Origin of the sequence: Yersinia pekkanenii (genome assembly GCF_001152565.1) — a bacterium.
Taxonomy (GTDB): Bacteria; Pseudomonadota; Gammaproteobacteria; order Enterobacterales; family Enterobacteriaceae; genus Yersinia; species Yersinia pekkanenii.
Map to the genome: position 1 here is coordinate 96613 of NZ_CQAZ01000005.1, position 12733 is coordinate 109345.

Consider the following 12733-nt stretch of genomic DNA (forward strand, 5'->3'; position numbering starts at 1 on the left):
GGCTGTCTAGTGCTTTCTTAGAAGAAATGGTGTGTTTGCTTACGCTTTGCACACTATGCTGCAAAAGTCAGCCATTGATAGCCCTCCCCCCGCTCGATTCGCTGGTTTTATAGGCGTTTTGTTTCAGTCGGTACCTGTTTATGCATTCTCAGGCCAAAATAGCATGCCGAGACTAATCCAAGGAAAATAGCCCCAGCCAACAAAGATAAACGCGTCTCCGGGTTAATTCCCATTCCGACCAACACACAAATCAGAAAGGCAATAGTGAGATAGTTTACATAGGGGAACAGGATGGATTTAAACGGATGCTGCTTCAACGCTTCTTTATGTACCTGACGGAAACGCAGTTGGCTCACCAAGACCACAAACCACGGCACCATACCCGGTAGTACGCTGGCACTGTATACGTAAACGAACACCTGCTGTGGATGCGGGATAATGTAATTAAGGCTCGAACCCACCAGCAAACATAGGATGGTGACAGCAATACAATAAACGGGGACACCACTGGCAGACAGTTTCGTTAAGCAAGCAGGTAACTGGCGATTTTTTGCCAAGGCATACAACATGCGCCCGCCGCTATACATTCCACTATTACAACCTGATAGCGCCGCAGTCAGCACCACAAAGTTAATAATACCCGCCGCTGAAACTATCCCTATTTTGGCAAAGGTCAGGACAAACGGACTACCGGTGGTACCAATACCGTTCCATGGGAAAATAGTGACAATGACGAAGATCGCGCCAACATAGAAAATAAGAATGCGCCATAAGATGTTATTGATGGCACGCTTCAAGGTCACCTGCGGGTTTCTGGCCTCACCTGCGGTAATGCCCACCAGCTCGACGCCTTGATAGGATGCCACCACAATACATAACGCAAACATGAACCCTTTCCAGCCACCGGCAAAGAAGCCACCATGGGCCGTCAGGTTGTCAAAACCAATCGCCTGACCGTGATGGCCAAAACCGAATAAGATCACACCCAGCCCCACCAGAATCATCACAATGATGGTGGTGACCTTAATCATCGCGAACCAGAACTCCAGTTCACCATATAATCTTACCGCCGCCAGATTAGCCAGTGCCACTATGGCGACCCCAGCAATGGCGGGTAACCATTGGGGAATTCCCGGGAACCAAAACTGAACATAAACACCAATCGCGGTAATCTCAGATATTCCTACCGCTATCCACATAAACCAATAGCCCCAGGCGGTGAGATAGCCAAAATAGGGACTGAGGTATTTATGTGCATACACCGCGAAAGAACCGGCGACGGGTTCCAGATAGAGCATTTCGCCCATGGCACGCATAATGAAAAACACAAACAAGCCAGCAATAATGTAAGCCAGCAATACCGAAGGCCCGGCCCATTTCAATGTGCTCGCCGATCCCATAAATAGCCCGACACCGATGGTACCGCCCAACGCTATCAGTTCGATATGCCTGGCTTCCAGCCCACGGTGTAATCCTTTTGTCTCTTCGTTGTCTGCCATATATCCTCTGTAAACTAACGGGTGTGTGTCTGCGCCGGATCCCCGGTTGTTGTTAAGTAAATAAAATGTTAAGCAAATAAATATAACGACCGAACCAAGGTGTTCAGCCTAATTATTAGTACATTAATTTATATAAGGTGAAGCGTAGACAAACCGCCCAATAATAACTGGCGATGATAAATATACCCTCGTAACCGGCCCGTATCCTTCCGTATCTAAACCAGATTAGCAAACAAGAAATTAAAACTTTATGGAAAAAAAATAATAAAATGGGTTCCATAAGGGAATTAGGCAGTAATGATATTGATGGGAGAAATGACTGCGGGATTTTATAGTAGCAGGGCTTGGGATGGCCCTGCTCTAACAACAGATTACAGACGACCGCTGTAATAATAACCGACAAATTTAAGCAGCTTGAATTGGCGACGAATACGGCTAGGTTGCGCCAGCAGGCGATAAAGCCACTCCAGCCCCATATTCTGCCAGATCTTTGGTGCACGCTTCACATGGCCGGTAAAGACATCGTAAGTACCGCCAACCCCCATATACAACGCGTCAGGGTAAAATTTACGACAGTCACGCATAAACATTTCTTGTTTAGGCGACCCCATGGCGACAGTGACAATCGCGGCACCACTGGCTGCTATCCTGGCAAATAGCGCCTCACGCTGATCTGGCGTGAAATAGCCATCCTGGCTGCCCACCAGATTCACATTCCATTGCGCACGTAGCTTGGCTTCAGTTTCGGCCAGAATATCAGGCTTGCCACCAACTAAAAAGACCGGCGTCCCTTGCTGCCCAGCGCGTTGCATTATAGCTTCCCACAGGTCAGCTCCCGCAACCCTTGATAGCTTCGCCTGTGGATATTTACGGCGAATAGCACGCACCATACTGATGCCATCGGCATACAGGTATTCTGCCTCGGTGATCAGTTCACGCAACGCAGCATCATCTTCGGCTTTCAGTAGCTTCTCAGCATTCATTGCCACCAGGGTGCCCGTCTTCACTGGACCGCTGCTCAGCAGATGATCCAGCGTCTGGGCCATATCACGAAAGCCCCAAATCTCGAAGCCACGGACATTATATTTTGGAATAACAGTGTTTGGTTCCATGACGATCCTTACAGTTGGTTGCCCGCTTGAGTAGTGGATGGAGGCATCTGTTTGTTAACACGGCGCTGTACCCGCTGCGTTATCAAACCTGCCGTATCGAACAACCAGTACAACAATTTTGCCAGTATCAGACAGGCACCAAAAATTACACAGAAAAATACTACGCGCGAAACAAAGGAATCTAACCCTTCCCGTGCCAGTACGATGATGTTAAATACCGCGCCAAAACAGAAGCTTTGCAGAATGGCTGCTTTATAGCGATTAGGTTCTGCTTTGCCTTGTTCATATAGCCAATCGAACCATTTGATGATTAACCCCACCACAATGGCACCGAGTGGAATAAACAGCACTCCGCCCATCACCACCAAAGAACCGATCAGGGTTGGGGAGATAGCCAGCCCTGAGTGGTTGTCCAGCACATCCCAGGTAAAGTAGTTCGCGGTATTAAGTACCAAGTCCGGGCGATCCGGCCATAAGGAACTGGGGATAAACACATAAAAATCACGAATGATCGGTGTCAATCCCTGGAAATCTATTTTGTCGTAGTTTTGTAGCAGTAACCCGAGGTTTTCCCACGGCGAGAAGGTATCTCGTGTTAGGTAGAGGAAGGTGTAAAATGCCTCCGCACCATTAACATCCAGGCCATAACGCTTCAGGGCCAACCAGAACATCCCTACCACCCCAAAGACACCCGCCACAGCCAGCATCCATAAGGTTATCCAGCCGCGAACAATGCCGATAAACAGGAATAATGAGAAGGCGATAATGATATTAGCGCGAGTCCCACCGACGATAACATAGGTCAGAATGCCAAATGCCACGGTGCTTACCAGGAAGAAAAACCAGGCACGCATATCCTGCTTCAAGAAGTAGACCACCAGCATCGCTGGGATAAAGAAGTAGAAAAAACGTTTCAGCGCGACACCCGAGACATCACTGGAGAAAATTTTGCTGTAGGAGTCCAGCTTGAACAGCAAGAAACCATTCTGCATAAAGAAGATGCCGACGGTGCCAATGGCTACCAGTGCCAGCAGTATCCAGGTCAGGTTGGTTTCCACCCGATTCATGGTGAATATCGGAGCCCGTGACTGGCTGCGTGGCTTTGTCAGGCGGGTTTTGTAACTCACATAGTAAATGCCATAAAAGGCCGTGGCAGACAGCATGGCATACAGCAAGTACTCAACCGGCACCACCGCCACCCCAAACTGGAACACCAGCATACAGGTCAGTGGAAAGCCAAAATAGAAGGTCAGCAGGTAGAGCATTGAAAACAGGACATTAAAGTTAAAGCGTACCCGCCGAAACTCCTGATACGTCAATGTCAGGATAAAAAGGACGGCTATCAGATAGACGCAGAAAAGACCGCCAAATTGCCCCAGCGTCATGGGTGTTCTCCTGCGGCCAGAGCCAGCGCCTGCTGCCAGCCCTCAATATAATTGGGATTAAAGAACGCGATAGCTTGTTTATCTAACCCCGCTAATTGCCGTTGTGCCTCGCGAATCAACGGCTCATCCAAGGAGTCACCATAGAAAAGCACCGGAATGTGTTGCTCAGCAAGATCTTGCCAGAACGGGTTTTTACGGCTCAAGACAAAAGGCACACCAAATTGGGTTAACAAACACAAAGTGCCAATGCCTTGCTGACGATTAAAAATAAAATAGCCTAAATCACATTCACGCAAGATATTCAGATAGTCATCAAAAGGTATCTGCTCAGTCAGGATCCGCAGATTTTCAGGTGCAAACAGCGCCAGGCCCGCTTGCCTCACTTGCTCAATATACAACTCATTATTCGCCGGATACCCCATCGGCAGGATAACCCGCGCATCAGGACCAAATTGCTGATGAATCGCCTGTAACGCCTCGATATGGCGGTTAGTGGTGTCACCAGAGTTCCCCACCAGAATCGTCATTGGCCCGGCTAAGGGCTTATCGATACTGACTCCGGTCAATGCTGGATCCATACGTGTTGGGAAGTAGAGCAGTGATGCCGGCACCCGAGGATGACGTTGCTGGAAATGAATTAAATCGCCACGGGTGGCAAAAACATGGCCAACCCGCCCTTGAGCAATACGGCGCAACAGGTAAAACAGACGGAATTTCCAGTTTTTAGCATCTTCATATAAATCAGCACCCCAGATATGCCAATAGACCTGTCGTGGCTTGATTTTACCACTCAACAGCGCCAGCCATAGGGTGGCATTAAACTGACCATGCCAGAAGAAGCGGGTGCTGCGATCTGCCTGCGCGCGCGCAATCACTGCCTCGGCTAAAGCTTTTTTATTAGTGTGTGCTTCAATGTCCAACAAAGGGAAGGACGAGAATGGTGCAGTCTCTTTTGCTGCTACCATAAAGTGCCGCAGCTGTTCAGCGGGCACCCGCGTGCTCAGCACGTCATTAAAGAAGCGCAACACAGTCAGATTATGGTGCGGGATATCAGATCCCAGGACATGAATCAGGGTTGTCATTTTTTTCTACTGTAAAGAGTGTTTACGGTGATGAATGTCTACGATACATCATGAATACGCAGCTACAGAGCGCAAAATAGACGATATACGTGGCCATATAGGCCTGTGCCGCGCCCAAAGAGCCATTCATTGGGATTAACCAATGGGCAAACCCGGTCAACAGTAAGAACTGGCTCACTTCCGTCAGAATGTAAAAACGTAAAGAGGCTTTGGCAATAACCAGATAGCCGAACACGTAAGACCCGACTTTCAATACATCACCCACCAACTGCCAGGCAAAAAGGTCGCGCATGGCGGTGAACTGATGAGAGAACAACAGCCAGATAGCAAAATCACGTAATAACCAAACCATTAAGCTGGCGGTGGCCACTGCCGGTAAGACAAACTTCAGTGAGCGTAATATTTCACGGGAAATATCCGCTTTAGCTTTCAGCCTTGAGAGGGTGGGGAGCAAATAAACCGTAAATGACGCCGTAATAAATTGCAGATAAGCATCTGAAATGCTGCTGACCCCTTGCCAAATCCCGACCGCATCCCAGCCATAATTGTCTGCCAGCAAGTTACGCATCATCACATAGGCTACCGGCAAGGTTACCGAGGTAATCAGCGCCATGATGGTGAATTTGCCCAAATGGCTGGCTAAGGCTTTATCCCAACTGAGTTTAAGATAACTCAAAGGAATAGTCTTGCGGCGGATCAGTATGGTCGCCGCAGGGATAACCACCAGCGCGGGGACTAACGCCAAGCCCACTAACGCACCGGGGTAGCCGCCAATCCGAAAGCAAATATAATACGCCACCACACCGATCAGGCTACCGCAGATCACCGCCAGCGCATTGCCCATGGCATCGCGATAGCCTTTGAGAATGGCCAAAAACAGGTTGGCGTAGGCAATACCCATCTGGATAAGGGCCACCGCCCGCACCACATTCTGGTAATCCCCGTGCCCAAATAGCGCAATACTGACAGGTTTAGCCGCCAGCAGAAAAATCAATGCCAGCAGTGTTGAGAACCCCAGCACTATCGCTGATGAGGTACCCAGAACTGCCCGCAAACGTTCAGGTTGCTGATGGTATTCAGCAACATATTTAGTAATACCGTTAAAGATACCCGCGCCGGAGAGCACGCCTAGTACCGTAATTAGCTGGCGGAAGTTCCCCGCCTGCCCGACACCACTGGGGCCAAAGGTCACCGCCAGCAGTTTAACCACTAACAGCCCTACGCCAATTTTAATCAGCGTAGAGCCAGCAGTCCAAATCGATGCTTTTGCCAGAGACATATCAGGCGAAGAAACCCAAAACAGTACTAATGACCGTTTTCTGATTAACATCAGTCAGGTTATAGAAGATGGGCAAGCGCACCAGACGCTCACTTTCCTGGGTGGTAAAGTTGTCTTGGCCTGCCATACGGCCAAATTTCTCACCTGCCGGACAAGCATGCAACGGAATGTAATGAAATACCGCCATAATCTCAGCTTCTTTTAAGTAGCTGATAAAATTAGATCGATCTTCAATATCGCGCAGTTTGATATAAAACATATGCGCATTTTGTTCCAGGTTGTCAGGGATCAGCGGCAAATCAATGCGCCCGCTATCTGCCAACGGCTTAAAGGCATCATAATAGGTATGCCATAGTGCCAGACGGCGTTGGTTGATTTGTTCTGCCGCTTCCAACTGACCCCACAGGTAAGCTGCCTGTAAGTCAGACATCAGATAGCTGGAGCCGATATCACGCCAGGTATACTTGTCTACCAGGCCACGGAAGAACTGGCTGCGGTTAGTCCCTTTTTCGCGGATAATTTCTGCGCGTTCAATCAGTGACGGGTCATTGATTAGCGTCGCACCACCTTCACCACCTGCCGTGTAGTTTTTGGTTTCATGGAAACTGAAGCAACCGATATGGCCGATAGTGCCCAATGCTTTGCCTTTATAAGTGGACATCACACCCTGCGCGGCATCCTCTACCACAAATAAATTATGTTTTTTCGCCAGGTCCATGATGGTATCCATCTCGCAGGCAACGCCTGCGTAATGAACCGGCACGATCACGCGCGTTTTATCGGTAATGGCCGCTTCAATCTTGGTTTCATCGATATTCATGGTGTCCGGGCGGATATCAACAAACACCATTGTCGCGCCACGCAGTACAAAAGCGTTGGCGGTCGAAACAAAAGTGAAACTTGGCATAATCACTTCATCACCGGGTTTGATATCCAGCAGCAACGCGGCCATTTCCAGTGAGGCGGTACAAGATGGCGTCAATAACACTTTCGGACAGTCGAAACGTTTCTCCATCCACTGCTGGCAGCGACGGGTAAACCCACCATCACCGCATAATTTACCGCTGGTCATGGCGGCCTGCATATAACCGAGTTCGGTGCCTACTACCGGTGGAGCGTTAAATGGAATCATCTCATCCCCTGCATAACCAATACGCGGTGCTCTCAATAACAGCACCACTACGAATATAAAGACGTAAAGCAGCAATATTGCTCATCTGTGTGGCTACCCGTAACCGGTGTAACCCATGAGCATAGCACCACTGCTTTGCCGTCGACATTAATGCTGAGCCGATGCCTTTACCCTGAGCGTCGGGGAATACCGCTAACAAACCAATACGCGCACTGCCATCTTGTAGGTCACGTAATGTTACAAAACCCGCAGGCTGATCAGCAGCATCCATCACCATCAGGCACTGATGATCGAAAGTACCCAGTACCGCCTTTTCAACCCACAATGCATAAAACCGCCCGCTATCCTGTGGGTCATACCACGGCGCACGAAAGCGGCTTAATGCGAAAGCACCGGCGCATACACTGCGTAATAGTGGGATATCATCCACAGTTGCGACCCTGAATTTGTGTGTGGTGGCAGCGACACTCGATGAAGCATTTTCCGTGCCAATTCCGTTTTTTATATCAACTGGCAGCGACAGGGAGACTTCACCTTCAACTAATTGGAAGCCAAGCTGGCCAAGGGAATCAATCAGATCAAGGCGATGGGTAGGTACTTTAGCTTGGGTTAGCGTAAAAGCGCCCAACTCAGCCGGGTCAAGTAGCGGGGCTGAGTCAGAGAAAATCAGTTTTGCACTGTGGCGCTGGAAAAAGTCACTTTCCCAGCCCAGTGGCTCAATACTGGCGTGGACGGACATGAAGCAAGTCCAACAGATATTTACCATAGCCGGTTTTGGCCAGTGCCGCCGCCGCGCGCCTGACACCGTCGTCGTCCAGCCAACCATTGCGCCAGGAAATCTCTTCCAGACAGGCAATCTTGAAACCTTGGCGTTTCTCAACGGTTTGCACAAAGGTACTGGCCTCAATCAGGCTGTCATGCGTACCGGTATCCAGCCAGGCAAAACCACGCCCTAACAGTTCAACGGTTAACTCCCCACGATCCAGGTACATTTGGTTGATACTGGTAATTTCCAGTTCACCACGGGAAGATGGCTTAACTTGTTTGGCAAAATCAACCACTTGGTTATCGTAAAAATAAAGCCCGGTCACCGCCCAATTGGACTTCGGTTGACTTGGTTTCTCTTCGATAGATAAAGCGCGGAAGTTATCATCAAACTCCACCACGCCAAAACGCTCTGGATCCATCACCTGATAGCCGAAGACAGTTGCACCATGTAGACAAGCGGCTACAGCCTTTAATTTTGGACTGAAAGATTGACCAAAATAGATATTATCGCCAAGGACCAGGCAGCAAGGCCCATTACCAATAAATTCTTCACCGATAATAAATGCCTGTGCCAGCCCATCCGGACTCGGTTGTGCGGCATAACTCAGATGAATACCAAACTCATCGCCATTGCCCAACAAGCGCTGAAACGACGGCAAATCTTCTGGGGTGGAAATAATCAAGACGTCACGGATCCCTGCCAGCATCAGCACTGACAGCGGATAGTAAATCATCGGTTTATCATAGACGGGAAGCAGTTGCTTAGAGACGCCACGGGTGATGGGGTGCAACCGGGTGCCGGAGCCACCAGCCAGAATTATGCCTTTCATACGATCTCCTGAAACATACCATCTCCTGAAACCATCAGGCAGACGTTATACATAAGCAAAACATCATGCAAACTACTGGATGACGTTATCCCAATGATTAATAAACTTCGAATCTATCGTCATTCACTCAAACCAAGACGCTCACCGGCGTAAGAACCATCCTGAACACGACGCCACCACGATTCATTATTCAAATACCACAACACGGTTTTGCGAATGCCACTTTCGAAGGTTTCTTGTGGCTGCCACCCCAGTTCCCGCTGAATTTTGCCCGCATCGATGGCATAGCGCATATCATGACCAGGCCGATCTTTGACATAAGTAATCAGATCACGATAGTGGGCAATTCCAGCCGGTTTTGCCGGGACCAGTTCATCCAAGAGCTTGCAAATGGTTTCAACCACTTCAATATTTTTGCGCTCGTTATGGCCGCCGATATTGTAAGTTTCACCCACCACACCTTTGGTCACTACCTGATACAACGCCCGTGCGTGATCTTCAACATACAACCAATCGCGTACCTGAGCGCCATTGCCATAAACCGGCAGCGGTTTACCCGCCAACGCATTTAAAATCACCAGCGGTACCAACTTCTCAGGAAAATGATATGGGCCGTAATTATTTGAACAGTTGGTTACCAGTGTCGGTAAACCATAGGTCCGCAACCAGGCGCGAACTAAATGATCGCTAGATGCTTTAGACGCCGAATAGGGGCTGCTGGGAGCATAAGGCGTGGTTTCAGTAAACAAATCGTCAGTACCGTGCAGATCGCCATAGACTTCATCGGTTGAGATATGGTGAAAGCGAAACGCCAGCTTTTCTTCAACACCCAGTTGCTGCCAGAAATGGCGAGCAGCCTCTAACATAGTGTAAGTACCCACGATGTTAGTTTCGATAAAGGCGGCTGGCCCGTCGATAGAGCGGTCAACATGACTTTCTGCTGCCAGATGCATGACTACATCGGGCTTATATTGCGCAAAAACCCGATCCAGTTCAGCGCGAGAGCAAATGTCTACTTGTTCAAACGCATAACGTTTGTTCTGGGCGACAACAGCCAGTGACTCCAGGTTACCGGCGTAGGTGAGTTTATCCACCACCACCACGCTGTCAGAGGTGCCATCAATAATATGTCTTACCACCGCAGAGCCGATAAAACCGGCCCCGCCAGTGACTAAAATACGTTTCAACGCCAGACTCCTTTGGTGTCGACAATCCACGATTGCTTCACGTCTTCAGGTTTGATTGCTTTGAATTGGCGGTGATCCACCAACATCACTAGCACGTCAGCCTGTTGCAAGGCAGTTGCGGTGTCTTTCAGCGTGACATTACCTGCCAGCGATTTTGGCAATTGTTCAACATTGGGTTCAACCACCAGTGTTTCACCGGTATGCCATTTTGCGATCAAATGGGCAATTTCAACTGCCGGGCTTTCACGCAGATCATCAATATTAGGTTTAAATGCCAGGCCGAAGCAGGCAATTTTCACTTCAGACGCACGTTTGTTGGTGGCTGCCAGACAATCAGCAACGGCGGCTTTAACACGATCCACCACCCACAGCGGTTTGCCGTCATTGACCAAACGCGCGGTGTGGATCAGCCGTGCCAGTTGTGGATTTTGCGAAACGATAAACCACGGATCAACAGCAATACAGTGGCCGCCAACACCGGGGCCTGGTTGCAAGATATTCACGCGTGGATGGCGGTTCGCCAAGCGAATCAGTTCCCACACATTGATACCCTGTTCATCACAAATCAGTGACAGCTCGTTGGCAAAGGCAATGTTAACATCGCGGAAGCTATTTTCAGTCAGCTTGCACATCTCAGCGGTGCGGGAGTTGGTCACCACACATTCGCCTTCGAGGAAGATTTTGTACAGTTCACTGGCGCGGGTGGAGCATTTCGGTGTCATACCCCCGATAACACGGTCGTTCTGAATCAGCTCGACCATGACCTGCCCCGGTAACACGCGCTCAGGACAGTAGGCGATATTGATATCAGCGCCTTCACCGGCTTGCTGCGGGAAGCTCAAATCGGTACGCGCTTCGGCCAACCATTGTGCCATTTGTTCAGTGGCACCCACTGGAGAAGTGGATTCCAAGATAACCAAATCACCTTTTTTTAGTACCGGCGCGATTGATTTAGCGGCTGATTCAACAAAAATCATATCCGGCTCATGATCGCCTTTAAATGGTGTTGGTACCGCAATGAGAAACGCATCGGCTGCCAGCGGTTTGGTCACCGCTTGCAGGTAGCCCCCTTCAACCGCAGCCTTCACCACTTTATCTAAATCCGGCTCCACAATGTGGATAGCACCGCGATTAATGGTTTCAACCGCATGGGCGTTGACATCAACCCCAATCACTTTCTTCTTACGCGACGCGAAAGCAGCAGCAGTTGGCAGGCCAATATAGCCAAGACCGATAACAGAAATAGTTTCAAAACTCATAACGTCACCTGATGATTCTTTAAAGCTTCAAGGATGCGTTGACAGGCATGCCCGTCACCGTAAGGATTATGTGCCCGAGTCATTTGATGATAGGCAGTTTCATCAGTCAGCAAGCGGGTCACTGCATCGACAATTTTATTAATATTCGTGCCAACCAACAGAACCGTACCAGAATCGACAGCTTCAGGGCGCTCGGTGGTATCACGCATCACCAGTACCGGCTTACCTAAGGAAGGCGCTTCCTCTTGAATACCGCCTGAATCTGTGAGGATAAGGTAAGCGTGGTTCATCAGATAAACGAACGGCAGATAATCTTGAGGGTCGATCAGAATGATATTATCAATACCCTTCAAGATACGATTAACCGGCTCACTGACATTAGGGTTGAGATGCACCGGATAAACAACCTGAACATCAGGATGCTTACAGGCAATTTCAGCTAACGCACTGCAAATCCGCTCAAAACCACCGCCAAAGCTCTCGCGGCGATGGCCAGTGACCAAAATCATCTTCTTACTGGTATCCAGGAACGGGTAACGTTCCGCCAGACTGGCGCGTAATTCGGGGTTATTCATAACCCGATCACGGACCCAGAACAGCGCATCAATCACCGTATTACCGGTAACAAAAATGCGACTCTCTGGAACCATCTCACGTAACAGGTTTTGCCGGGAGTTCTCAGTCGGCGCAAAATGGTACATCGCAAGATGGCCAGTCAGTTGGCGATTGGCCTCTTCTGGCCATGGGGAATAGAGATCTCCAGTACGTAAACCCGCTTCGACATGGCCGACAGGGATGCGGTGATAGAACGCGGCAAGGCTGGTTGACAGCGTCGTCGTGGTATCTCCATGTACCAAAATAACGTCTGGCTTAAACTCTGCCAGAACAGGCTTTAACCCTTCCAGAATACGGCAGGTTATTTCTGTTAATCCCTGTCCCGGCCTCATGATATTCAAATCATAGTCCGGTTGGATCTCAAATAAACGCAATACCTGGTCCAACATCTCACGATGCTGAGCCGTCACGCAGACTCTCGATTCAAAGGCTTCATCCTGAGCCAAAGCATGCACCAGAGGAGCCATTTTAATAGCTTCAGGCCGGGTGCCAAAAACAGTCAACACTTTCACAGTGAATCTCTTTAAGGTCAGTTAGCCGCAGACAACGCCTGCAAGTTGGGCGCACAATACGCCCATTAACGAT

General features: G+C 49.4%; 11 protein-coding genes. All 11 read right to left on the bottom strand.

Features of this window, described 5'->3' with window-relative positions; translation table 11 throughout:
* Nucleotides 1-107: 107 nt before the first annotated feature.
* Nucleotides 108-1499, bottom strand: a complete 1392-nt coding sequence (gene thrP, locus AEP37_RS03950; protein WP_049610202.1) for a bifunctional threonine/serine APC transporter ThrP — start codon at nucleotides 1497-1499, stop codon at nucleotides 108-110.
* 371 nt (nucleotides 1500-1870) lie between these two features.
* Nucleotides 1871-2611: a lipopolysaccharide N-acetylmannosaminouronosyltransferase gene (wecG, locus tag AEP37_RS03955; protein ID WP_049610205.1), complete on the bottom strand. Its 741-nt coding sequence runs from the start codon at nucleotides 2609-2611 to the stop codon at nucleotides 1871-1873.
* Nucleotides 2612-2619: 8 nt separating this feature from the next.
* Nucleotides 2620-3996, bottom strand: a complete 1377-nt coding sequence (wzyE, locus tag AEP37_RS03960) for an ECA oligosaccharide polymerase (RefSeq protein ID WP_049610208.1) — start codon at nucleotides 3994-3996, stop codon at nucleotides 2620-2622.
* Nucleotides 3993-5078, bottom strand: coding sequence for a TDP-N-acetylfucosamine:lipid II N-acetylfucosaminyltransferase (locus AEP37_RS03965; RefSeq protein ID WP_049610210.1), 1086 nt, complete (start codon nucleotides 5076-5078; stop codon nucleotides 3993-3995). The genes wzyE and AEP37_RS03965 overlap by 4 nt, the downstream gene beginning before the upstream one ends.
* Before the next feature lie 22 nt (nucleotides 5079-5100).
* Nucleotides 5101-6357, bottom strand: coding sequence for a lipid III flippase WzxE (gene wzxE / locus AEP37_RS03970; RefSeq protein ID WP_049610213.1), 1257 nt, complete (start codon nucleotides 6355-6357; stop codon nucleotides 5101-5103).
* A gap of 1 nt (nucleotide 6358) precedes the next feature.
* Nucleotides 6359-7489 carry a dTDP-4-amino-4,6-dideoxygalactose transaminase gene (rffA, locus tag AEP37_RS03975; protein ID WP_049610216.1) on the bottom strand — a complete coding sequence of 377 codons (1131 nt, stop codon included), beginning with the start codon at nucleotides 7487-7489 and terminating at the stop codon, nucleotides 6359-6361.
* Nucleotide 7490: 1 nt separating this feature from the next.
* Nucleotides 7491-8228, bottom strand: coding sequence for a dTDP-4-amino-4,6-dideoxy-D-galactose acyltransferase (rffC, locus tag AEP37_RS03980; protein WP_049610219.1), 738 nt, complete (start codon nucleotides 8226-8228; stop codon nucleotides 7491-7493).
* On the bottom strand, nucleotides 8206-9087 hold the full coding sequence (rfbA, locus tag AEP37_RS03985) for a glucose-1-phosphate thymidylyltransferase RfbA (protein ID WP_049610222.1): 882 nt from the start codon (nucleotides 9085-9087) through the stop codon (nucleotides 8206-8208). The genes rffC and rfbA overlap by 23 nt, the downstream gene beginning before the upstream one ends.
* A gap of 119 nt (nucleotides 9088-9206) precedes the next feature.
* A complete protein-coding gene (gene rffG / locus AEP37_RS03990) occupies nucleotides 9207-10274 on the bottom strand; it encodes a dTDP-glucose 4,6-dehydratase (RefSeq protein WP_049610224.1) in 1068 nt (355 codons plus the stop codon).
* Nucleotides 10271-11533, bottom strand: coding sequence for a UDP-N-acetyl-D-mannosamine dehydrogenase (gene wecC / locus AEP37_RS03995; protein ID WP_049610227.1), 1263 nt, complete (start codon nucleotides 11531-11533; stop codon nucleotides 10271-10273). The genes rffG and wecC overlap by 4 nt, the downstream gene beginning before the upstream one ends.
* Nucleotides 11530-12660, bottom strand: a complete 1131-nt coding sequence (wecB, locus tag AEP37_RS04000; RefSeq protein WP_049610230.1) for a non-hydrolyzing UDP-N-acetylglucosamine 2-epimerase — start codon at nucleotides 12658-12660, stop codon at nucleotides 11530-11532. The genes wecC and wecB overlap by 4 nt, the downstream gene beginning before the upstream one ends.
* Between the last annotated feature and the right edge of the window lie 73 nt (nucleotides 12661-12733).